Raw genomic sequence first — 23,688 nt, forward strand, 5'->3', positions numbered from 1 at the left:
ATGGGTCACAAGCGGTCCTCCACCGGCTGCGCGCGGCAGGTCAGCTACGGGACAGGACCCGACATGCGGGCCCGTGAGGGGCTCCTCGTCCTCGCGGCAGTCAACATGGGTCGGGTAAAAGCTCCCACTATTGTGGTGACATTTCCAGATTTTCGAGCGGAGCCGTGAGGCGGCAAGTGAGTCCGGTCGATTCATAGGACACCGCAACCGACCCTCTGAAGTCGTATTCCAGCGCCCCCGAAATGAGTTGCGAACCGAAGCCTTTATCGGTGGGCTCCGACACAGATGGACCGCCGAATTCTTGCCAGACGAAGACGAATTTTTGATCACCCGCCTGATCTTCGGTTGACCACACGATGGACACCCGGCCGCCTGTCACGCTCAGAGCGCCATACTTTACTGCATTGGTGGCGAGCTCGTGAACCGCTAAGGAAAGGGCGAGAGCCTGTTGCGATCTGAGAACAAGCGGAGGACCGGACGTCGTAATCCGGCCTTCGCCTGTTCTGTAAGGGCTCAGGGCCGTGTTGACGACATCTCGAAGTGGGGCAGCAGCCCAATTCGCCGCAGTCAGCAAGGCGTGTGCTCGTCCGAACGCGGCAAGTCGTGCCTTATACTTTTCAAGATCGGCGCGGCTCGATACGTCACGAAATGTTTGGCTGGCAACAGCACCAAGCACAGCAAAGGTGTTCTTGAACCGGTGCTTTAGCTCTTCGTTGATAAGCCTCAGGGCTTCCCTTGCCATGTGCTCGGAGGTGACGTCTTTACAGACAACGAGTACGCCGCCGACTTTATCTTCAAGGTCAATTGGACCGAAGCTGTACGTCCACCAGACATCCTCGCGCCGACCGTGGCGGGTTACAGGCACCAATTGATCCTCATGCCACGTCGCCCCCTTACCTGCCATGACGTATTCAATCTGGGGACCAATGATGTCCCATATTTCATCCCAGCATTCACGGCCGCCCGCGCCCAAGGCGCTCGGATGCCGCTCGGGACCCATCGTTTCGCGATACGCATCGTTATAGAACTGGATGAGGTCCGGTCCCCACCAAATGAACATCGGGTGGCGTGAGGTAAGAACGAGCCGCACCGTGACCCGAAGACTTTGCGGCCACGCTTCCGGCGAGCCGAGCGATGTTTTTGACCAGTCAAACGCTCTTGTGAGAGCGCCCATCTCGCTGCCCCCCGACAAGAAAAGGCTACCTGTGTCCCCGCCCATGCGCGCAACTCCTGACACGTTGCCCAAGCGTAAAGCCAAAATTCTCGGCAATGCAATGTCGATGGTTGGTCAAAGCGGTCCACGCCGGGCGCTGCGATAGATCAGTTTCGGGCCAGATGGGGGTGCCACTACACCGGGCGCGCCGGCGACATCGACCAGACCCTGGCGATGTCCGTTCCGGGTCAGTTTGCCCGCGTGTTCTCGATGTCGGCTGGCCCCCGCTCCGGTGTACCGCAGGCGATGGCGACCTTCGCCTTCGGGCCACAAGCGAACTTCAATCTGTTTGTCGTTTGATGACCTCTGCCAAGACAAATCGCTCTGTCGCTTGCAGAGCGTGGATGACTATCCGGCCGCGTGCGATGGCGAGGTGTTCCATCGCGCAAACAAAACGCCCCAGCGAAGCTGTCGAAGGCAAGCGAGGCAGAGAACGATGCCCGCACCGGCGATGATATCGATGAAATAGTGGCCGCCTACAGTAGGTGTTGCAGCAAGCATCAGCAAGTTCAAGACAAGGTATAGTGGGAAAAGCATCTTCACGCCTCGGCTGGCGTATATAAGTATTGTGGCCAGCGCAGCGTGGAACGAAGGAAATGTGATCAGACCATTCACGTGCGTCAACGAAATGCGTGTCATCTCGCCGCTTCGGAGTGCGTTGAAATCGATCAAATGATACGCGTCGACGCGTTCGACGACGCCAAAGTAGACCCATGCGCTCGCTGCCGGCAGTCTCCATGAGATCGGAAGAATCACGAGGAGCGATGTTACGAACAGCCAAACAAACTCTCGCATCCTTTCAAATCGCCCGCACGCACTCAGCCACACCAACAAGATGGCGACCTGCAGCATACAGCTGTGATACGCGACTGCGAGGACCGCTTTGATAATTGGTCTGACCTCAACCCACTCAAAGAAAGCCAGCCAATTCAGTCTCAGCAGGGTGTCGACGCCGGCCAGCTGGGAATCGACCAACGGAAACTTTGCCGTGATGGTTAGATAACTCAGGATCGCGCCCACGACCGTAAAGGCAATGATCTGAGCCAAAGCCGTGGCAAGCTCAGCGATACGCCGATCCGGCCTCAACCTCGTGTAAACAAAGGAGAGAAGAGCAGCAGCACAGAACGCAATCGCTTGCGTCGGATCGATAGCCATCGTCATCCCAGCGGCGCGAAGCCATATGAGGTCAACGGCTGCAACAATCGCAATTGCGATCCACAAGCGCAGAATTTCGCTGAACCGATAAGCATTGAGGACGGCAAAGACAAAGCCTTCATTTCGCATCACTCTGTCCATCTATCGCATCGTTTGGGATCCCTGACCCCTTCTGGAGCATCAATATCTGGTGCTCATCTAATGATTGTTTAATTTGGCTTATACAAATTCAGCGTGTTGGACTCGATGGGTTCCGCGCTGCTCATCAAATCTGACTACGCGTGTTCGCATTCATCGGCTGACCGTAGGCTCCGAGGGAGCTCACGTCCGCTTCGGGTCAAACTGCGACTCCGCTTTGCATGAGCGACGGTCCGGTCTAGCTCGCGAACGGACGTCACGATCGCTCGCGCGAAGGTCAGCCGCCGAGCCAACATATGACGCGCGTTGGCGCTCACGTGAGGATGCGATTTCGCCCTTGGCGGGCTCTGCCTGCTGTTTCAGCCTTTGCTTCCCCGGGCCAATATCAAGCAAAATGGATATGTGGGGCTACTTCGAAACGCGCAGCTTGGAAATGGATGTGCCGATCTGGGTGAAGGCGGCGTCGATTTCGCTGGGGTTGCTCAGCATGAAGAAGTTTGCCGAGCCGCTCGCACATTTGGGAAGCACGGGCGACACCCCGGTGCCGTCGTCGAGCTGGACCGTGTAGATGGTCGTGTTCTTGGCCTTGACGGCGGTGCACAGAGCCTCCATTCGCGTGTCGATCTTGCCGCGTTCAGTCGAGGACGAGGTCATGGACCCGTCGCCGTTCCACCGATTGACCGTGTTCTGGCCGTCGGTGAACAGGATGATCACGTGCTGGTACACGTTGTTGACGTCCTCGGCCGGCGCGTTCAGCGGCGCTTGCTGCAGCAGCGACAGCCAGCCCCAGTGCAGCCCGATGGTCTGATTGGTGCCGCCGTTCGCCGACATCGCGTCGATGGTGCTCTTGACGGTGCTGGCTGTGCTGGTCAGCGCCAGCAATTTGGCCGGGCAGTACGGGTCTTGGTCGGCGACAAATTGCGTTGTCAGCGCCGATGGCAATGCGTCGGAGACGTCGTAGCTCTGATCGCGGTCGGTCACACAGCCGTTCCAGTTCGAAGTTGAAGGCGAGCCTACGGAATGGCTCCAGGGGTAGCCATGCCCCTTGCACATCGCCATCGTGTACCAGGAGCTCCGTCCGCTGCTGCAATAGGAGTTGCTGGAGGAATCCTCCGACCTGGGGTCCCATAGATCCCAGCGCAGCCACGTGGCCGAGACCTTGTCGATGCCGACGTTGACGGCGCTCGCGAACGGAATCACGGAGAACATGACATCGCCCGGGGTCTTCGCCAGCGCCCCGAGCTTGTCGACAAGGTTCTTGGATGCGGTCTTCAGGTTGCTGATCTTGGTGCCCCCATGGAACCGGTGTTGTCGAGCACCAGCGCGATGCGCAGCAGGTTGTTCCCCCAGGTCGAGGTCGAGCCGACGCTGAGGTCGAGGGTTGGAAAGCCGGCAATCTGCATGAACTGGCTCTTGATTTCGCCCGACGCCGCCATCGTCACCGTCGATCCCTTGCCGCTATTGTTGGCGGTGTAGGTGGCGGACGCCTTGACGTTCTGGCTGCCGGTGTGGGTATAGAGTGCGGCGAAGTAAGCGGCGCCAGCGGTCGGAACCTGGTCAGCCGTGATCTTCCCATCGGACAGGTTCTTGGCGACCATCAGCGCGGCCGAATCGAGCGCACCCTGCATCGCGGTGCGGGCGTGGGCGGCGCGGCTGTAGTCGATCGCAGCGCCGACGAATGACAAGACCGGCAACAAGGCGATGGCGAAGATGACGGCGATATTGCCGCGCTCGTCCCGGGCTAGGCGACCCAACGTGGTGGCGGCGGAAGAAGGGCTCAAGGTCATCGGGAATCCTCTGCAACCTCCAATAGGCAGTGGACTCTAAAGTATACGTTAAGTTACGCGCGAAAATGCTGGCAAACCGCCTTCCGCATGCGCGGCGCCGCCAAGGAGACCCGGACCTCCTGCGGGTTCCGCAGGCCGCTTTGGTGATATGCGAACGGGGCCATCCTGCAGGGATCGCTGCCACATCTTCCGCTGGTGCCACGCGAGCCGACCAGCGCCGCATCCGGCGCCGGCCGCCTCTCGCCCGCTACTGCGACCGATCCGAGGTCCAGCCTTTGTACTCGCCGACATTGTCGCGCGTCACGAGTTTCGACGGCAGCAGCTCAACCGTGGACGCCGGCTTCTGGCCGTTGAGAATGCTGACGCCGACCTGCACGGCGCGGCGGGCCATGAAGAACGGGTCCTGCGAGGCGGAGGCCTGAATCTGCGTCGCCTGCGGGTCCTTGAGGGCCGCTTCGATGTCGGGGGCGCCGTCGACCGCGGTGATGACGATGCCGGTGCGCTGCTGCTGGCGCGCGGCGAGGTCGGTGCCGATCGCCTGCGGGTCGTTGATGGCGAAGATGGCGTCGATCTTGGCGAAGCGGGTCAGATAGCCCTGCGCCACCGTGAGGCCGCCTTCGCGCGAGCCCTTGCCGTCCTGGTCGCTGGACAGGACCTTGATGCCGGGATTCTTGCCGAGCACGTTCTTGCAGCCGACCACGCGATCGATCACCGCGGAGACCTGCGGGCCGTTCTCGATGATCACGTCGCCCTTGCCTCCCAGCTTGTCGACGATGTACTGGCAGGAGATCTCGCCGGCCTGGACGTTGTTGGTGGTCACCGTGGCGTCGGCGCCTTCGGCCGCGGTGTCGACGGCAACGACGACGATGCCGGCGGCCTGCGCCTTCTTGATCGCTGGTCCGATCGCCTTGGGATCGCCAGGGTTGAGCAGGATCAGGTCGACGCCGGCGGCGATGAAATTGTCGATCTGGGTGACCTGCTTGCCGAGATCATATTCGAAGCCCACCGTCGTGATCTTCACGTTGGGGTTGGTCTTCTTGGCCTCGAACTCGGCGCCCTTCGACAACGCGACGAAGAACGGATTGCCGAGCGAGCCCAGCGAAATGCCGATCGACTTAAGCTCCTTGGCGTAGGACGGCGCGGAGCTCAGGACGAGCGCCATCGCGGCGCCGGCAAGCGAGATCGACTTCAACATTGGCTTCCTCCCTGGTCTGTTTGAAGCTCCGGCGCGGCGACCAGTTGCCGTGACGGAATGAACATGACGGCGCGGTGCCGGCTGCATTTTCATGCTCCTTGTTTGAGCATGATCCTTTCGAAAAACCGCTTCGCACTTTTTCGGATCATGCTCTCAAGTCCGAGCCGAGCCCTGCAGCCGATAGCGGTCCAGCGCCACCGCGCCGATGATGACCAGACCCTTGATCACATATTGCCAGACGTCGGACACGCCGATCAGGATCAGGCCGTTCGACAGCACGGCAATGATCAGCGCGCCGACCAGCGTTCCCCAGATCGAGCCGATGCCGCCGACAAAGGAGGTGCCGCCCAGGATCACGGCGGTGATGGCGTCGAGTTCGTAGGACTGGCCGAGCTGCAGGCCATTGGCGGCGTAGAGGCGCGCTGCCTGCATCGCGCCGCCGAGGCCCGCGAGCAGGCCGGACACGCCATAGACGAAAATCAACACGGCCCAGACCTTGATGCCGGCGAGCCGCGCCGCGCTCTCATTGCCGCCGACCGCGTAGATGTGCACCCCGAGCACGGTGCGCTTGAGCACCAGCCACGACACCAGGATGACCAGCAACGCGATCACCCAGAGCCAGGGAATCGACAATACGCCGGGAATGAGGGTCAGAGCACCGTTGCCGATGAAGGCATAGGGGATCGACGGATTGAACACCGTGGTGTCGGCGCCGAGCAGGCGCGCCGCGCCGCGCACGGCGGTCAACGATCCCAGCGTGACGATGAAGGGCGGCAGGCGCAACAGCGCGATCAAGCCGCCGTTGAGAATGCCGAAGACGGTGCCGGTGAGCACCGCGGCCGGCAACCACAGCGCCCCGAGATCTGGAAATTTGGAGATGATCAGCCCGGCCATCGCCGCCGCCGCCAAGATGGAGCCGACCGACAGGTCGATGCCGCCGGTGAGGATGACGAAGGTCATGCCTGCGGCCAGCACGGTATTGACCGCGGACTGCTGCACCACGATGCCGATGTTCTGGCCGGTGAAGAAGCGGCCGTCCGACAGCACGTGAAAGCCGATGCACAAGAGCAGCAGCACCGGCAGCATGCCGACCGCGCGAATGATCATCCGCGTCCGCTGCCGCTTCGTCTCCTGCGCGGCGGCAAGACCGGGCGCGACGGGGACGGCTTTGGCGGGGGCGGTGTTGGCGGAAGCGCCGTTCTCAGGCATCGAGCTGCTCCGTTCCGGTGGCGAGGGCCATGATCTCCTCCTGATTGAGCGGCGATGTCGCGTCGCGCCGGATCTGCCCGGCGATATGTCCTGCACGCATCACGATGACGCGGTCGCAGATGCCGATGATCTCGGGCAGGTCGGACGAGATGACGAGAACCGCGGTGCCCGACTTCGCGAGATTGTCGATGATCGAATAGATCTCGGACTTGGCGCCGACGTCGACGCCGCGCGTCGGCTCGTCGAGGATCAGGATTTTCGGGCCGATCGCGAGCAGCCGCGACAGCAGCACTTTCTGCTGGTTGCCGCCCGAGAGCCCGCCAGCGGGAACACCGACATTCGCAGCGCGGATGCCGAGCCCCGCGAACGCGCGCTTGGCGCGGTCGCGGGCCTTGTCGCGATCGAGGATGCCGCCGAATTTCGCGTCGCGGCCGAGCACCGCGAGATTGATGTTGTCGAGACAGGACATGTCGAGGAACAGGCCGAGCGCCTTCCTGTCCTCGGTGAGATAGGCGATGCCGGCGTCCAGCGCCTCGCCGGGCGTGCGGATGGAGACCTCGCGCCCGTCGATCTCGACATGGCCGGAGATCATGGGCGCGGCGCCGATGATGAGGTGCGCAAGCTCGGTGCGGCCGGCGCCGACCAGGCCCGCGAGGCCGACCACCTCGCCCGCATGCACCGCCAGCGAACATCCCTTGACGCGCCTGCCGTCGGCGATGTCGACGGCCGCAAGCACGGGAGCTCCCGACCGCGCGTTGGGATCGTTCCTGGGATCATGCTCCTTCTTGTAGAAGGACGAGACGTCGCGTCCCACCATCATCCGGACGATGGTGTCGGCACGGATGTCTGCCTTGTCGAGCGAGCCGACCAGCGTGCCGTCGCGCAGCACCGTGACGCGGTCGCCGAGCGCATAGACCTCGTCCATGCGATGCGAGATGTAGATGATGGCGAGACCTTCGGCGCGCAGCTGGCGGATCAGCGCGAACAGCCTTTCGCTCTCACCGGCCGACAACGCGGTGGTCGGCTCGTCCATGATCAGGATCCTGGAGCGGGCGTGCAGCGCGCGCGCGATCTCGACCAGTTGGCGCTGGCCCATCGAAAGATTGGCGACCTGCGTCTGCGGCGTGAAATCCGCGCCGAGCCGCGCCAGGATCGGACCGACGCCGGCCTGCATCGCCTCGCGCGCCAGCAAGCCGCCGCGGGAGACCTCGCGACCGAGATAGATATTCTCCGCAACGCTCAGGTTGGGGGCGAGCGAGAGTTCCTGATAGATGATCGCGATGCCGGCTGCGCGGCCGCCGAGCGGACCGCTGATCTGCACGGGCTGGCCGTCGATGCGGATTTCGCTGCCCGGGTCCGGCCGGTAGGCGCCCGACAGGATCTTCATCAGGGTGGATTTGCCGGCGCCGTTCTCGCCCATCAAAGCGTGGATTTCGCCCGCGTAGACGGTGAGGTCGACGTCGCGCAGCGCCTTGATGCTGAAGAACGATTTAGAGACCCGGCGCATCTCGAGGATGGGCTCGCTCATCACACCTCCCCGATGCGCCGACGGCGGCATCGCAATCTCACCCGCGTCTCGTTGGTCCCTGGCGCGCGCGCAAGCATTAAACAAAAGGTTGTGGCGCAGGGCAATACCTCCGGCATACCGACCAACGGTCCGGCGCTGCTTTTATCTTTTGCAGACGGAACCGATCCCGCGCGTGATGCCTTTTCTTCGCCACATCATCGCGTATCGCGATCAGCGCCGCGGCCGGTACAGGCGGCGCCATTGCGGCAGCCGCTCGGCATAGGCCTGCGCAAGCGCGCCGTCGGGCTCGAAGGTCTCGACGCGCTGTGGCGCGGTGCAGACGGCGTCGATCGCCTCACCGGTGACGGCGAGGCGGCCAAGCCGCGCCGCACCGAACGCCGCGCCCGTCTCGCCGTCGGCAAAGCGATGCACCGGCACGTTCAGGACATTGGCCAGCACCGAAAGCCAGAACCGCGACCGTGAGCCGCCGCCGATGACATCCGCCTCCGCGATCACCAATCCGGTCTCGGCCAGCACGTCCCGGCAATCGCGAAGGCGACGCCTTCGAGCACGGCTTGCACGATCGCGTCACGATCGGTGGCGTGACTGATCCCATCGAGCATGCCGCGCACGTCGGGGTCATGGTGCGGGGTGCGTTCGCCGGAGAGGTACGGCAGGAAGCTGACCGGCGACGGCGCCCGCGGGCGCAACCCGAGCGGCGCCAGCAGCTCAGTCTCAGGGATCCCCAACAGCCGCGCGATCCAGGCCAGGCACGATGCCGCCGAGAGGATCGCGCCGGCTTGAATCCACCTGTCGGGGACGGCGTGACAGAACGTGTGCACGACCCGCTCCGGATTGGCCGCGATCGTCTCGGTCGGCACCAGCAATGCGCCGGAGGTTCCGAGCGAAATGAAGGCTGCCCCGGGATTGATGGCGCCGATGCCGATGGCTCCCGCCGGATTGTCGCCGGCCCCGCCCGCGATCATCGGCCAGCGCTGCGCCAACTCGCTCCGCAGCCGTGCAGCCGGCGCGCAGCCCTCGACCAGACGGGGCATCTGCCGGCGCGATAGCGCGGTCGCGGCGAGTCCTTCATCCGACCAATCGCGGCTGCTAACATCGAGCCACAGCGAACCCGAGGCGTCCGAGACATCCTCGATCGCCTCGCCGGTCAGCACCAGGCGCAGATAGGCCTTTGGTTGCAGCACGAGTTTTGTCGCCGCGAAGATCTCCGGTTCGTGCCTGGCGACCCACAGCAATTTTGGCGCGGTGAATCCCGGCATCGCCTTGTTGCCTGTCGTGGTCCGCAAGGCGGGCCAGCGCCGCTCCAGCTCGGCGCATTCCGCAAAGGACCGTCCGTCATTCCAGAGAATGCAGGGCCGCAACGGCCTGTGGCTGGCGTCGAGCAGCGTCGCGCCGTGCATCTGGCCGGACAGGCCGATGCCCTCGACCTCGGCCAGCTCGCGCGCGTGATCCGCCTTCAGCGCGTCCAGCGTCGCGAACGTCGCCTCGATCCACTGTGCCGGGTCCTGCTCGCAATGGCCGGGACGCGGCGAGGAGACCGTCAGTGACCGGCTGCGGCTCGCCACCACGCGCTGCGCGTCGTCGACCAGAACGATTTTGACGGCGGAGGTGCCGAGGTCGATGCCGAGATACATGATGTCACTAGCCTTGCACGTTTAGGATCTTGCGCGTCCGTTGCCTTGTGCATCCACGACATTGCGGCCATGGCGGTCCCGATGTTGGCATGCACCCGTCAATCATGTAACCCCACCCGAAACCTTGCCGGGACGCAACGCCCATGACCACCGCCGCCACCCACGACGCGGGAGCCACCCGCGCGCTGATCTTTGCGCTGCTTGCGCTGGCCTGCGGGCACATGCTCTCGACCTTGCTGCGCACCATTCCGGCGGTCAGCCTCGACCTGATGGCGGCGGATTTCGGCATCGAACCGCAGGCGCTGGCGAGCCTCACCTCGGTCTACCCGTTCGCGTTTGCGGCCGCGCAGATCCCGGTCGGTGCGGCGATGGACCGCTTTGGCGTGCGGCCGGTGTCGCTGAGCCTGCTCGCGGGAACCGTGGTCGGCGCCATCGCGTCGGGGTTCGCAACGGGACCCGAAAGCTTCGCCATCGGGCAGGTGCTGCTGGGCATTGCCACCTCCGGCATGCTGATGTGCCCGATGACGTTGGCGGCCAAGCAATTGTCGGCCGCGCGCTTTGGGCTGTGGTCGGGCGCGATCCTCTCGATCGGCAATATCGGCATGCTGTTGTCGTCGAGTCCGCTCGCCTTCGTGGTCGACACTTACGGCTGGCGCGCCGGGTTCTGGATCTCGGCGCTCGGCGGCGTCGCCGTGGCGCTCGCGGTGTTCCTGCTGGTGCCGAGCCAGCCGGCCGAGCACAAGGACGAGTCCTCGCCGCTGTCGCAGATGATCGAGGTGCTCAGGCTCGGACTGTCGCGGCCCTTGCGCGGCCTGATCGCGCTGGCCCTGGTGTCGCTTGCGACCTCGCTGGTGCTGCGCGGCCTGTGGGGCGGACCGTGGCTGATGCAGGTCAAGGGATTGTCGCGGGTCGAGGCCGGCAACCAGCTCGGCGCGTTCACGCTGGCCATGATCGCAGGTCCGCTTGTCATCGGCATGATCGACCGCAGGCTGGGACGCCGCCGCGCGCTGGTGGCGGGAACGCACCTCGTCGGGGCATTGCTGCTGGCGCTGATGGCGTTAGGGGCCCCGCGCTATGCCATTTCCGTGTTGTCTGGTGTTGCGGTGATGCCGCCGCAATACGACCTCGTGCTGTTCGTGCTCATCGGGCTTGCCACTTCCGCACAGCCGCTGCTGTTCGGCATGTCGCGGCAGCTGGTCGACGCCCAAGTTGCGGGCAAGGCGCTCGCGGCGATCAACCTCGCCTTCTTCCTCGGCGCGGCGCTGATGCAATCGATCACCGGTGCGGTGGCGGCGTTTGCAGGGTTGCCGGCGGTGCTGCTTTTCATGGCAGCCATGCTTGGCATCGGCGCGCTGATCTTTTTGGTCTATACCTCGCCAAGACCGACGATAGAGTAGAGCCCTGCATCAAGGGGACATCTCATGCCTGTCGACACCAAAGCCGCCACCGACCGCCTCTTGCGCTTTCTCGCCGTCGAGGGCGTCACCGGACAGGAGGCCGCGATCGGGCGTGAGCTCACGGCTGCGCTGAAGGAGAGCGGCGTGCCGGCGAAAGCGATCCGGCTCGACGACGCCAATACCCGCATTCCGGTGCCGACCGAGACCGGCAACCTCATCGTCGACCTGCCCGGCCGCGGCGCGCTGCACAACCAGCCGCGCATCATGTTCATGACCCACATGGATACCGTGCCGCTATGCGCCGGCGCCAAGCCGAAAAAGTCGGGTCGCAAGATCGTCAATGATGCGAAGACCGCGCTCGGCGGCGACAATCGCTGCGGCTGCGGCGTGCTGGTGACGCTGGCGGCCGAGCTCGAAAAGCAGCAACTCGATCATCCGCCGATCACGCTGCTGTTCTGCGTGCGCGAGGAGAGCGGGCTCTATGGCGCGCGCCACGTCAAGCTGGACGAGTTCGGCTCGCCGGTGATGGCCTTCAACTATGACGGCGGCTCGGCCTCCAACGTCGTCATCGGCGCCGTGGGTGCCGACCGCTGGACCGTGGAAATCTTCGGCCGCGCCTCGCATGCCGGCGTCGCGCCGGAGCGCGGCATCTCCTCGACCATGATCCTCGCGCTTGCGCTCGCCGACGTGAAGGCCGGCGGCTGGTTCGGCAAGGTGGTCAAGCGCAAGCAGCAAGGCACCAGCAATGTCGGCCCCGTCACCGGCGGCGAGGGAAGGCCCGCGGGCGACGCCACCAACGTCGTCACCGACTACGTGCATGTGCGCGGCGAAAGCCGCAGCCACGACGGAAAGTTCTTCAAGGAGATCACGAAAGCCTACAAGGCCGCGTTCGAGAAGGCGGCCAAGAAAGTCACCAACGCGCAAGGCAAGTCCGGCAAGGTCAAGTTCAAGGCCGAGACCGACTATTTCCCGTTCCGCATGAAGGACAACCTTCCCGTCGTCAGACGCGCGGTGGAGGCCGTGTCCGCCGTCGGCGGCACCCCGAACGTGCGCACCGCCAATGGCGGCCTCGATGCCAACTGGATGGTCCGCCACGGCGTTCCGACCGTGACCTTCGGCGCCGGCCAGAACGAGGTGCACACGATCGACGAGTGGATCAATCTCGACGAATACGACCGCGCCTGCGCGCTGGCCGTGCAGCTCGCGACGATGCGGTGAGCTGCCTTGCATGGCGCGCGCTTGCCGGGCGGTGCGCGTCGGCCTAGCCTGCAAAGAAAACGCAGGGAGGCCGCATGCCGCGCATTTCGACCATCGAGACCGGATTCTACCGGATCCCCCTTCCCGTCACGCTGTCGGACTCGATGCATGGCGACATGGCGGCGTTCGAGCTGATCACCTGCCGCATCCGGGATGCCGATGGCGCCGAGGGCGTCGGCTACACTTACACGGTCGGACGCAATGGCGGCGCCGTCGCCGACATCCTCAAGCGCGAGATCCCGCCGCTCGTCGAAGGCCGCGAGGCCGATGATACCGAGGCGATCTGGCACCAGGTCTGGTGGGCACTGCATTATGGCGGGCGCGGCGGGCCGGCGGTGCTGGCGCTCTCGGCACTCGACATCGCGCTGTGGGATTTGAAGGCGCGGCGCGCGCAATTGCCGCTGTATCGATTGCTCGGCGGGTTCGACGCGCGCGTGCCGTGTTATGCGGGCGGCATCGATCTCGATCTCTCCGTCGAGGCACTGCTCGCGCAGACTGACGGCAATCTCAGCAAGGGCTTTCGCGCCATCAAGATGAAGGCCGGCCGCCCCGATCTCAAATCGGATGTGGCGCGGGTCGCGGCGATGCGACAGCATCTCGGTGACGGCTTTCCGTTGATGGTGGATGCCAACATGAAATGGACGGTCGAGGAAGCGATCCGCGCCGCCCGCGCGTTCCAACCGTATGACCTCACCTGGCTCGAGGAGCCGATCATTCCCGACGACGTCGCGGGCCACACTCGCATCATGCAGGCCGGCGGCGTGCCGATCGCGGCGGGCGAGAATTTGCGTTCGCTTTGGGAGTTCAAGAACTACATCGTCGCGGGCGCGGTGTCCTATCCCGAGCCTGACGTCACCAATTGCGGCGGCGTCTCCGCCTTCATGAAGATCGCGCGGCTGTCGGAGGCGTTCAACCTGCCCGTCACCAGCCATGGCGCGCATGACGTCACCGTGCACCTGCTCGCGGCCTGCCCGAACCGGTCGTATCTGGAGGCGCACGGTTTTGGGCTCGACAAATTTATCGAGCATCCACTGGTGCTGCAGGACCGGCTTGCGCTCGCGCCGGACCGTATCGGCCACGGCATCAGCTTCGATTGGGACGGGCTGGCGAAGCTGTCGGCGTAGACGGGAGCGCGTTGCTGCACGCGAGGCATTCGCTGAGGCTTGATGCAAGCTGCGGTTATTCGGCTATGGTGTCGACGCCGACACACAAGCCGAGAGATTCCCGCCTTGACCCCCGAGCTGCACCAGAAACTGACCGCGTGGCGCCGGCATTTGCATGCGCATCCCGAACTGTCCCTCCAGGAGAAAGTCACCGCGGCCTTCGTGCAGGACAAGCTCACCGAGCTCGGCATTTCCTTCGAGGCCAACATCGGCGGTCACGGCATCGTCGCGACCCTGACGCGCGGCCACGCCCAGGGCCGCGTCGGCCTGCGGGCCGACATGGATGCGCTGCCGATCACCGAAGATACGGGGCTAGCTTACGCTTCGCAAAACCCCGGTGTGATGCATGCCTGCGGCCATGACGGGCATACCGCTTCGCTGCTCGGCGCGGCCGCGCTGCTCGCCGCCGACACCAGCTGGAGCGGGACGGTCGATTTCATCTTCCAGCCGGCCGAGGAAGGTTATGGCGGCTCGCGCGCGATGGTCGCGGCCGGGCTGTTCGACCGCTTTCCGATGCAACGGGTGTTCGGCTTTCACAACTGGCCGGGGCTCGCCGCCGGCACCATCGCGGTCCATGACGGCGTCGTCATGGCCTCCGGCGGGCGCATCACCATCACCATCGATGGCCATGCCGGTCACGCCGGCATGCCGCATCTGACGCGCGATCCGGTGATGGCGGCCGGCCATTTGATCGTGGCGCTGCAATCGATCGTCTCGCGCAGCGTCGATCCGCTCGACACCGCCGTGCTCTCGCTCTGCACGCTCGAAGGCGGCACGGCACGCAACCAAATCGCCGGACGCGTCTCGATCGGCGGCACGCTGCGCTACCATCGCGATGCGGTGAAGGACACCGTTTTGGCGCGGATCGAACAGATCTGCGCCGGGATTGCCACGAGCTTCGGCGTCAAGGTCACGCCCGAGATCGTCATTGGCGTCGGCGTGGTCATCAACACGCCGGCAGAAGCGGATCTCGCGCGCCTCGCGGCGGACACGGTACGGGCCGAGTTGCGGCGCGACCTCGCGCCCAGCATGGCCGGCGAGGATTTTGCCCACTATCTCTCGCGGCGTCCGGGCGCCTTCGTCTGGATCGGCAATGGCGAATTGCGGGATGGCGCCGAGCTGCACGGCCCGCGCTATGATTTCAACGACGCGATCCTACCGGTGGCATCGAGCTGGATGGCGGAACTCGCCAAGGCGGCGCTGGCCTCGAACTAGGCCCGCTCACGAGATCTCGCGCGGCAACTTCCAGCCGGGCTTCGGCTCGAACGTCTCCTCGACCTGCGCGACGTGATAGCCGGCGGGCAGAAGGCGGCCGCCCTCCTCGTCCGCGACCGGTACGTCGGTTACCAGCCCCTCGATCAAGGCGGCTTCCCACACCTCCTTCTCCGTCGGAAAGGGATCGCCGATCTGCTTGTTGCCTTCGAACAGCGCGTACATCGGTTCCGGTCCTGCGTTGATCAAGCTCACGAGCAACGTATCGGCCGCACGGACGTTCCCATCCGGCAAATCGCAATGGATGGACACGTCGAACATGGCGCGCGTTCTGATCGGAACTTCCGGCTGGCATTACGCCTCCTGGCGAGGCCCGTTCTTTCCCAAGGGCGTGACGCTGAAGCAGCAGCTGAGCTACTACGCCGGACAGTTCGACACCACCGAGCTGAACGGGGTGTTCTACCGCACCCCGACGCCGGAGGCCGTCGAGGGTTGGCGGGAGCAGACCGGCCGCGATTTCGTCTTTGCCTGGAAGGCCTCGAAATTCATCACGCACTGGAAGCGCCTGTCGGATCGCTCGGTGAACAGCCTCGAACTGCTGGAGGATCGCATCTCACGGCTCGGCGGCAAGGCCGGCCCGATCCTGTTCCAGCTCCCGCCGCAATTCGAGGCCGACGCGGACCGCCTCGCCGGCTTCTTCAAGCTGTTGTCGCGGAAGCGGCGTTACAGTTTCGAATTCCGTCATCCGAGCTGGTATCAGCCGCGCATCTTGCGGATGCTGGCCGACGAGAACATCTCGCTGTGCCTGTCCGATCATCACGACGCGCCCGCGCCATGGAAGCGCACGGCGGATTTCGTCTATGTGCGCGGGCACGGGCCCAGCGGGCGCTATCACGGGCACTATACGAAACCCACGCTGGCGCAATGGGCGCGGCGCATCAAATCCTGGAAGCGGCAGGGCTGCGACGTCTACGTCTATTTCGACAACGACCAGAAGAGCGCGGCGCCGGCCGATGCACAGGCGTTGAAGCAATTGCTCAACGTGCGGCAAAGCGCGGCGATCACGACGGCAAGCCGCCGTGCAGGTGCCGTTGTTCACCGCTAGACGATGCCGCCTTGCCGGAGCGCCGCGATCGCGGCCTTGTCGTAGCCGAGCTCGGTCAGGATAAGATCGGTATGCTCGCCGAGCGTGGGCGGGCGCATCGCGATTTCGCCGGGCGTTTCCGACAGGCGGACGGCGGCGCGTGCCACCGGTGCGGGCTTCGGCAGACCTGGATAGTCGACGTCCTGCATGAATCCGGCGGCGCGGACGTGCGGATGATCCAGCGCCTGCTGCGGGCTCAGCACGGGGCCGGTCGGAATCATGGCCTTGCCCAGGGTGTCGACGGCTTCCTGCGTGGTGCGCTCGGCGCACCAGCGCGCCATGCGCTCGCTGATGACAGGGCCATTGTTGCCGCGGCTGATGTCGTCGGCAAAGCGCGGATCGTTCAGCCAGACCTCCTCCTCGCCCATCAGTTTCGCCCAGCGCTTGAACAGCGGATGCCCCGTGACCTGGCACAGCACCCAGCCGTCCCTGGTGCGGTAGATGTCGGCAGGCGCCGCGGTCTGGCCGAGATTGCCTGTCGGCACGCGATTGACGTTGATGACGGCCTGCTCGATCAGCGTCGCGTTGGTGAAGGACAAGGCGGTTGCGAGCAACGCGCCCTCGACGATCTGCCCGCGCCCGGATTTGCCGCGCTCGATCAGTGCGGCGAGCGTGCCGAACGCGCAATGTAGCGCGGTCCCGAAATCGACCCAGTTGACCGCGGCCCGGTAGGGTGGATCGCCGGCGCCCGTCATGTACACCGAGCCCGACATGACCTGGCCGACACCATCGAAGCCGACACGGTCGGACCATGGCCCCGGCCCGCCAAACGCGGTGGCCGTCGTCAGGATGATGTCCGGCTTGATCGCCTTGAGCGAATCGTAGTCGAGCTTCATCGCGCCCAAGGTCTGCGGCGGCAAATTGGCGACGACCACGTCCGCGGTCGCAATCAGGCGGCGCATCACCTCCTGTCCTTCCGGCTTCATCGGATCGAGCGTGAGGCACTTCTTGTTGCGGTTGACTTGAAGAAACAGCGCGCCTTCGCCAGTTTCGCCGACCGGCGCCACGAAACGATCCTCGCTGCCGTCGCGCTTCTCCACGCGAATGACCTCGGCGCCGAATTCGGCCAGCAAGGTCGCGCAATAGGGCCCCGCGATATAGCGCCCGAAATCAAGAACGCGGACGCCCGCCAGAACCCCTCCCATCGATCTCTTTCCTTTGTGCTTTTTGTCAGCTTACAGGGATTGGCATTTGCGGCAAGGTGGCAATGGACGCCATGCCCCACCCTCGAGATGTGATCGGCGAATCATTTCGACTGGCGGAAATTGTGCTCTAGTATGGACCTGTCCCTCCCCCATCAGAGCCCCGTCCATGCCGCAACAATTCGATCGATCCAAAGAAGATCTCGGCAACGCGATCCATTTCGAGCACGTCAACATCCAGGTCCCGGACCAGCGCCTCGCCACGCTGTTCTATGTCGCAGGTCTCGGGCTCACCCGGGATCCGTATCTGATGGTGTCCGACACCAACATGTGGATCAACGCCGGACGGAGCCAGTTTCATTTGCCGAGCGGCCGGCCGCAGGTGCTGCGCGGTCATGTCGGACTCGTCATCGCGGGCCGCGAGGCGCTGCTGGCGCGATTGGCGTCGGTCGCCAAAAAGCTCGAGGGCACCGCGTTCGCCTTCGCCGAGCATAACGACCATGTCGAGGCGATTTGTCCGTGGGGCAACCGCCTGCGCTGCTACGAGCCCGACGCCGCGCGCTTCGGCCGTGTCGCGCTCGGCGTTCCCTATGTCGAGTTCGACGTGCCGGTGGGATCGGCCGCTCGCATCTGCGCCTTCTACCCCGAGATCATGGGCATGCCATCCGAGTTACGGAACGGCGACGGTACGGTTGCCGCCGTGAAGACCGGCCGCGACCAGCATCTGTTGTTTCGCGAGACCGATCGGCCGCAAGGCGACTATGACGGCCACCATGTGCAGATGTACATCACCGATTTTTCCGGCCCTTACCGCAAGCTGCTGGCGCGCGATTTGATCTCGCGCGAGGACAATCAGTACCAGTACCGCTTCTGCGACATCGTCGATCTCGACAGCGGCAAGCCGCTGTTCACGGTCGAGCACGAGGTGCGCAGCGCCACCCACCCGATGTTCATGCGGCCGATGGTCAATCGCAATCCGGCGATCAACAACCGCAATTACGCGTTCGGTCACGATCAGGCGTCTTGGGCGATGGGACCGGATCAATACGAGGGATAGGTGATAACCAAGTCCCGGGCGGCTCCGCTGAGTGGAGCCGCCACACGTTGCGTGCGCTCCGGTGGGACGGGCATGCCCCACCTTTCGCATCAGACGGGTGAGCGTCCCGTCAGAAGTGGACCTCGGTGCGCATGCCAAGAACCACGGCGTTGTCGGTCTTCACGCCCGCCGCGTTATAGCCGCGCCCACCGGGATTGATGACATACTGAGCGTCGAACTTGAGGTTCAGCCAGCCGGTCGCCTGCCATCCGTACCAGACTTCAAGCGGCACTTCGTTGCCGCCGGCGTTCGGACTGAGGGCAGCCGTGTTCACGTGCGTCGTGCCGACCGCGAAGCCGACTTCGTCCTGGGGACGCCAGGAGAACGTTCCGGTATGCCTGAAGCCCAGGGCGATCTGGTAATCCTGGTACGAGGTCCGGTGATCGGCAACGGTCGTATTGAGGAAGGTGTACCAACCTACCGCACCGGGACCGTCAACGGTCAATCGTTGCAGGATCGATTCGTAGACACCGTAGCGGCCGCGTTGATCGCTGATATTTTGATCGGGCACACCACCGACGCCCGGGATGGTGCCGATAACACCCGGAAGGCCGCCATCAATGGACGAGGCGCTGTCGTACCAGCCGCCGAGTCTCCAGGTCCCGGTCAAGGGGCCCTTCGGCGTCCAGACCAACTCCACCGGCACCATCACGCCACTGGCGGGGTTCGAGGCGGGAATGCCGGGCAAGAAGTAGACGCCCGGGTCTGACGTCGTCAGGTAACCCGGATTGGCATCGTAGACACCGACCGACACCGTGAATTCCGGCGCGATCTTGTAGTGGACGACACCGGCCCACTGGCTCACCGGCCAATTGTAGATGTAGCCGCCCTGGATGTTGCCGGGCTGACCGCCGCAGAAGGTCAGGTTGATGAACTCGCACAGGCCGAAGAAGAAGTCGGAGCCGACCGGAAGACGGCCGCCCTTGAGTTCAAGGCTGTCATCGAAAAGCTTCTGCGAGTAATAGAGCTGCGTCAGGCGCAGAATATTGCCGCGGCCGAACACTTCGTTGGTCAGCTGCAGGGCGGGAATGTCCGCTTCGGTATTCAGATTCTTGCCGAAGCGGTCGACCAGCGTGAGACCGACGGTGCCGCCGGGAATGCCGGCGAGTTTTCCCATGTCCAGCTTCGCGCCGAACCACAACTGGCCGGCGTTGGCCGCGGTATTCCTGCTTCCGCCGGAGACATTGCCGACCGATTCGTTACCGAGCGTCAGGCCGACATCGATGCCCTGCTCCTTCAGCCTGGTCCTGCCGAGATCGCCGAACAGATACGGTCTCGTCCAGAAATCGTCAGCCGCATAAGGAACAGGCGCAGCTTTCGTCGAAAAGTCGGCCGCATACACTCCACCGCAAAACAGCGATGAGAAAGCAATCCCCACACCGCACACCCCTGCGGTGTTCATAAACCTGCGCAACATTTTACTCGTCCTCCCGCCGTCTCAGGCTTTACTTGTTTCGCCTCACGCCCCTGCCCAAAGCCCTCGAGCCTGGAACGCGCTCCCTCCCCCAGCGGCCGCCGACCAGGCAGCCTTGTGTCAACTGGAGCGTGGATCTGTCATGCCCGATCAACCGTTCTCGCCGGCAATGCATCCGCGGCGCGCGGTGACGTGCCCTGGACTTGCTCCGCCAATGTCGATTTCGGCGCAGTGCGGGCGACGCCGGCCAGTGCCAGCTTGCGCCGCCGTCGCGCCTGCAATTGCTGATCCGCCAACACGCCGATCAGAATGACCGTCCCCATCACCGCGAAGTTCAGCGAATTCGGGATGCCCAGGATATTCACCAGGTTCTGCAGCACCTGCAGCAGCGCCGTGCCCAGCACGATACCGAGAATGGACCCCTCGCCGCCGCGCAGGCTGCACCCGCCCAGCACGGCGGCAGCAATCGCGTAGAGCTCGTAGAAATTTCCGAAGGAGCTCGGCGACACCGAGTTCGTGTAGAACACGAACAAGACCGTCGAAACTCCGGCGAGTCCGCCGCTGATGATATAGGCGGTTGCGATCACGATATTGGTGTTGATGCCCGAGAAGCGTGCCGCCTCCTCGTTCTTGCCGACGGCATAAAGCCAGCGCCCGTAGACCGAGCGGTGCAGCAGCACGCCAAGGATCAGCGCAAGGATGATCAGGAGGATGAAGGTGTTCGGGATTCCCGCCAAATGGCCCGAGGCGATGTTGCTCAGTGTCGCCGCCTCGTCGCCGTAACCGAAGCCGCGGGTCGAATCGCTCGTGTAATAGCGGGCGGCGCCGCGATAGATCAGCAACCCACACAGCGTCACGATGAAGGGCTGCATCTTCAGGCGGGTGATCAGGAACCCCTGGATGCCGCCGAGCACCAGCCCGCCCAGCAGCACGGCCAGCAGTGCCAGGGGCCACGGCACCTGGTAGGTCGTCAGAAGATCCACGAACACGACGCCGAGCAGCGCAAACATCGAGCCGAGCGACAGGTCGATGCCGCCGGTGATGATCACGAGTCCCTCGCCGAGCGCGAACACACCGAAGAGGCCGATCAGATTGGCCATGTTCAAGAGGTTCACCAGCGACAGGAAGGCGGGATTGATCGCGCCGGTGATGGCGGCGATCACCACCAGCAGCAATGCCAGACCGAGCTCTTTCCTGATCATGGCGCGGCCGCTTCCGCGGTTTCCAGCGCCTGGCCCATGGCTAGCCGCAACACGTTGTATTCGCTGAACTGCTCCCGCTCGAGCACGCCGCTGACGCCGCCTTCATGCATGACCGCCACGCGGTCGGAGACGCCGATGACCTCCTCCATGTCCGAGGAGATCATCACGATCGCGACGCCCTGGTCGGCAAGCTCGCGCATCAACGCGTAGATCTCGCCCTTGGCGCCGACGTCGATGCCGCGGGTCGGCTCGTCGAAGAACATCACGCGCGGCTGCATGGACAGCCATTTGCCGAGCACGACCTTCTGCTGGTTGCCGCCGGAGAGCGTCACGGCCTCCATATCGATGCTTGGCGCCTTGATGGAGAGGCGCCTGACCTGCTCTTTAGCGACCTTGCGCTCGGCCGCGCCGCTGACCAGCCACATCCGCGCGTGATCCAATAGGCTCGCCAGCGTCATGTTCTCGCGGATCGGCAGCTCCAGCACGAGCCCGGATTTCTTGCGGTCCTCCGGCACCAGATAGATGCCTTGGCTGATCGCGTCGCGCGGCGATGCGACAGCGACCGGTGCGTTGTCGATCCTGATCTCGCCGCCCAGCAGCGGGTCAATGCCGAAGGCGGCGCGGGCAAGAGAAGTGCGGCCAGCGCCCACGAGCCCCGCCAGTCCCAGGATCTCGCCATGCCGCACGGAAAGATCAACCTGCCGGTCGGGAAAGGCCGATGTCACGGCGCCGACGATATCGCAGCCGCCCGGCCGCGGCGCCTGTTTCGGCGGGGTATGCAGCGCTTTGAGGTCGCGACCGATCATCAACCGGATCAGCGCGGCATGGCTTAGCTCGTTCCGCGCCAGCTCTCCCACGGTGCGACCGTCACGCAGCACCACGACGCGGTCAGCGCAGGTCATGATCTCTCCGAGCCGGTGAGAGATATAGATCACCGAAATGCCGTGCGCCTTCAGATCGGCAATCACCTCCAGCAGCCGTTCGGTCTCCGAGATCGTCAGGCTGGAGGTCGGCTCGTCCATGATGATCACGCGGGCGTCGATCGAGAGCGCCTTGGCGATCTCCACCATTTGCCGCTCGGCGATGGAGAGGTCTTCGACCAGCGTATCCGGCGCAAAATCGGCACCCAGCCGCTCCAGCAGCGGGGTCACCCGAGCACGCATCTCGGCATTGTCCACCAGCTTCAGCGGCCCGCCCATCAGCTTCTCGCGCCCGATGAACACGTTGGCTGCGACGTCGAGATTCTCGAACAAGTTCAGCTCCTGGTGCACGAAGGCGATGCCGGCCCGCGTCGCCTCGGTCACCGTGGTTCGGGCATACTCGCTGGTGCCGATGCGGATCACGCCTTCGCTCGGCGCGATCACGCCACCCAGCACGCGCATCAGCGTCGATTTGCCGGCGCCGTTCTCGCCGATCAAACCCAACACTTCGCCGCGATAGACGCGCAGATTGACGTCGTCGAGCGCCCTGACCCCGGGATAGGTCTTGCTGATCCCGCTGAGCTCCAGCAGTGTCTCTGCCATGTCTCCGCTTTCCTCCCGCCCAAAGCCCGGCCACCGCGGCGGCCGGGCCGTGAAGCACGCTGAAGTCACTTCTTCAGCAGCTCCTTCAGATGAGCGGTAAACTCCGCAACGTTGGACGTGCTGACCACCTGGGTCGGCACGATCAGCTTGCTGTCGGCCGGAATCCAGGACTTGTCGCCGTTCAGCGTCTTGATGATGTTGATGGCGGAGAGATACCCGAACTCGTACGGCTGCTGCACGACAGTGGACTCGATCGTCCCGTCGGATATTCCCCGCAGCGTGCGCTGATCTTCGTCGAAGCCGACTATTTTCACCTTGCCGGCCTTGCCAGCCGCCTTGACTGCGTCATAGATCAGCGGAGTCTCGTAGCTCCAGAGGCCGGACAAAAGCGCGATGTCGGGATATTTGACCAGCACGTTCTCCATGTTCGCCTTGGCCTTGGCGAAGTCCACCTGGTCGGTGAACACGTCGACCAGCTCGACCTTGGTGCCGGCGATCGCGTCCTTGATACCCTGCACCCGCTCGCGGGCGTTGTCCGCGTCCATCGTGCCGACGAACAGCGCGATCTTGCCGCCGTTCGGCAACGCCTTCTTGATCTCCTCGCCTGCCTGGCGCCCGGCCGCGACGTTGTCGGTGCCGATATAGGCGAGACGCTTGCTCTGCGGCGCGTCGCTATCCGTCGTGATCAACACGGTCTTGGCCGCAACCTTGTTGAGCTCTTCGGTTGCGTGCGGCGCATCGTCGACCGAGATGGAGATGCCGGCGACGCCGCGCACCAGCAGGTCATCCAGCTCGCGCCGCTGGCCCGCCGCCGTCGCTTCGTTCGTGACGATCAACTGGATGTCGTATTCCGGGTGCTCCTTCTGAGCCTTTTCGAGCCCCCGGCCGGCGATCGTCCAGAAATCGGCCGCGGCATTGGTGACCAGCGCGATGGTCTTTTTCTGCTGGGCCTGCGCCGCCCCCGTGGCGATGGCCAGCGCAGCTGCGGTCGCAAACAGCGACACCATTAGTTTTTTCAGCGATTCGTTCATGTACACCTCCCTTGGGTCACCCCGTTCAGGGGTTTCACAGCGCTTATGCGCTATCTTTTATTTACGTCGCGAACAAATGTCGCAGGGCAAACCAGCCGGATCAGGATGTACTTGCCCCTTCTTCAAGTCTAAATAGTACAGACGGTACGATAATAGTAAATATGGCTGCTGAAAACCGAATCCGATTGTGCTTTTCTGGTCACACACGCATCCCATCCCTCAATTAAATTTACCTGATGAATTAAAGA

General features: G+C 64.0%; 19 protein-coding genes and 1 pseudogene. 6 read left to right on the forward strand and 14 right to left on the reverse strand.

The features are described 5' to 3' along the window. Positions 1–127: 127 nt before the first annotated feature. From IVA93_RS26985 to xylB, 8 genes and pseudogenes are all read right to left on the reverse strand, one after another. Positions 128–1,174, reverse strand: coding sequence for a sensor histidine kinase (locus IVA93_RS26985; protein WP_247363506.1), 1,047 nt, complete (start codon positions 1,172–1,174; stop codon positions 128–130). 387 nt (positions 1,175–1,561) lie between these two features. Continuing rightward, positions 1,562–2,509, reverse strand: a complete 948-nt coding sequence (locus IVA93_RS26990; RefSeq protein WP_247368254.1) for a phosphatase PAP2 family protein — start codon at positions 2,507–2,509, stop codon at positions 1,562–1,564. Positions 2,510–2,914: 405 nt separating this feature from the next. Then, complete coding sequence (locus tag IVA93_RS26995; protein WP_247789271.1) at positions 2,915–3,715, reverse strand: vWA domain-containing protein; 801 nt, start codon at positions 3,713–3,715, stop codon at positions 2,915–2,917. Between the two features lie 62 nt (positions 3,716–3,777). After that, positions 3,778–4,293 (reverse strand): TadE/TadG family type IV pilus assembly protein, encoded by a 516-nt coding sequence (locus IVA93_RS27000; RefSeq protein WP_247539546.1) that lies wholly within the window; start codon positions 4,291–4,293, stop codon positions 3,778–3,780. Between the two features lie 247 nt (positions 4,294–4,540). Further along, the gene (locus IVA93_RS27005) at positions 4,541–5,488 is read right to left on the reverse strand and encodes an ABC transporter substrate-binding protein (protein WP_018458273.1); all 948 of its coding nucleotides are present in this window, start codon (positions 5,486–5,488) and stop codon (positions 4,541–4,543) included. Between the two features lie 153 nt (positions 5,489–5,641). Beyond that, on the reverse strand, positions 5,642–6,697 hold the full coding sequence (locus IVA93_RS27010) for an ABC transporter permease subunit (RefSeq protein WP_018458272.1): 1,056 nt from the start codon (positions 6,695–6,697) through the stop codon (positions 5,642–5,644). Further along, a complete protein-coding gene (locus IVA93_RS27015; RefSeq protein ID WP_018458271.1) occupies positions 6,690–8,225 on the reverse strand; it encodes a sugar ABC transporter ATP-binding protein in 1,536 nt (511 codons plus the stop codon). Before IVA93_RS27015 ends, IVA93_RS27010 begins: the two co-directional genes overlap by 8 nt. Before the next feature lie 210 nt (positions 8,226–8,435). Next, positions 8,436–9,859: pseudogene (gene xylB, locus IVA93_RS27020) on the reverse strand (xylulokinase). A 143-nt stretch (positions 9,860–10,002) separates the two neighbouring features. Here xylB and IVA93_RS27025 point away from each other — a divergent pair. The 4 genes from IVA93_RS27025 to IVA93_RS27040 all read left to right on the forward strand — a co-directional run bounded on the left by IVA93_RS27025 (position 10,003) and on the right by IVA93_RS27040 (position 14,891). Next, positions 10,003–11,256 carry an MFS transporter gene (locus IVA93_RS27025; RefSeq protein ID WP_018458269.1) on the forward strand — a complete coding sequence of 418 codons (1,254 nt, stop codon included), beginning with the start codon at positions 10,003–10,005 and terminating at the stop codon, positions 11,254–11,256. Positions 11,257–11,280: 24 nt separating this feature from the next. Next, the gene (locus IVA93_RS27030) at positions 11,281–12,474 is read left to right on the forward strand and encodes a M20/M25/M40 family metallo-hydrolase (protein ID WP_018458268.1); all 1,194 of its coding nucleotides are present in this window, start codon (positions 11,281–11,283) and stop codon (positions 12,472–12,474) included. A gap of 74 nt (positions 12,475–12,548) precedes the next feature. Further along, a complete protein-coding gene (locus IVA93_RS27035; RefSeq protein WP_247789272.1) occupies positions 12,549–13,637 on the forward strand; it encodes a mandelate racemase/muconate lactonizing enzyme family protein in 1,089 nt (362 codons plus the stop codon). A 105-nt stretch (positions 13,638–13,742) separates the two neighbouring features. After that, positions 13,743–14,891: an amidohydrolase gene (locus IVA93_RS27040; RefSeq protein WP_018458266.1), complete on the forward strand. Its 1,149-nt coding sequence runs from the start codon at positions 13,743–13,745 to the stop codon at positions 14,889–14,891. Between the two features lie 6 nt (positions 14,892–14,897). Here the strand turns inward: IVA93_RS27040 and IVA93_RS27045 are convergent, their stop codons facing one another. Next, entirely contained in the window at positions 14,898–15,209 is a 312-nt protein-coding gene (locus IVA93_RS27045; protein WP_018458265.1) for a hypothetical protein, read from the reverse strand. Here IVA93_RS27045 and IVA93_RS27050 point away from each other — a divergent pair. Further along, on the forward strand, positions 15,208–15,993 hold the full coding sequence (locus IVA93_RS27050; protein ID WP_018458264.1) for a DUF72 domain-containing protein: 786 nt from the start codon (positions 15,208–15,210) through the stop codon (positions 15,991–15,993). The two genes, IVA93_RS27045 and IVA93_RS27050, sit on opposite strands and share 2 nt — an antisense overlap. Here IVA93_RS27050 and IVA93_RS27055 read toward each other — a convergent pair. Continuing rightward, on the reverse strand, positions 15,990–17,177 hold the full coding sequence (locus IVA93_RS27055) for a CaiB/BaiF CoA transferase family protein (protein ID WP_018458263.1): 1,188 nt from the start codon (positions 17,175–17,177) through the stop codon (positions 15,990–15,992). The two genes, IVA93_RS27050 and IVA93_RS27055, sit on opposite strands and share 4 nt — an antisense overlap. Before the next feature lie 166 nt (positions 17,178–17,343). On the opposite strand from IVA93_RS27055, the gene IVA93_RS27060 reads away from it, so the two are divergent. Then, positions 17,344–18,231 (forward strand): VOC family protein, encoded by an 888-nt coding sequence (locus IVA93_RS27060; RefSeq protein ID WP_018458262.1) that lies wholly within the window; start codon positions 17,344–17,346, stop codon positions 18,229–18,231. 109 nt (positions 18,232–18,340) lie between these two features. Here IVA93_RS27060 and IVA93_RS27065 read toward each other — a convergent pair whose 3' ends face one another. The 4 genes from IVA93_RS27065 to IVA93_RS27080 all read right to left on the reverse strand — a co-directional run bounded on the left by IVA93_RS27065 (position 18,341) and on the right by IVA93_RS27080 (position 23,440). Next, positions 18,341–19,687 (reverse strand): carbohydrate porin, encoded by a 1,347-nt coding sequence (locus IVA93_RS27065; protein ID WP_026233545.1) that lies wholly within the window; start codon positions 19,685–19,687, stop codon positions 18,341–18,343. A gap of 137 nt (positions 19,688–19,824) precedes the next feature. Further along, the gene (locus tag IVA93_RS27070; protein WP_018458260.1) at positions 19,825–20,886 is read right to left on the reverse strand and encodes an ABC transporter permease; all 1,062 of its coding nucleotides are present in this window, start codon (positions 20,884–20,886) and stop codon (positions 19,825–19,827) included. Further along, positions 20,883–22,409 carry a sugar ABC transporter ATP-binding protein gene (locus IVA93_RS27075; protein WP_085352050.1) on the reverse strand — a complete coding sequence of 509 codons (1,527 nt, stop codon included), beginning with the start codon at positions 22,407–22,409 and terminating at the stop codon, positions 20,883–20,885. The genes IVA93_RS27070 and IVA93_RS27075 overlap by 4 nt, the downstream gene beginning before the upstream one ends. A gap of 65 nt (positions 22,410–22,474) precedes the next feature. Beyond that, positions 22,475–23,440, reverse strand: a complete 966-nt coding sequence (locus IVA93_RS27080; protein WP_247368261.1) for a sugar-binding protein — start codon at positions 23,438–23,440, stop codon at positions 22,475–22,477. Positions 23,441–23,688: the final 248 nt, after the last annotated feature.

The organism is Bradyrhizobium sp. 155, assembly GCF_023101105.1.
Lineage (GTDB): Bacteria > Pseudomonadota > Alphaproteobacteria > Rhizobiales > Xanthobacteraceae > Bradyrhizobium > Bradyrhizobium canariense_D.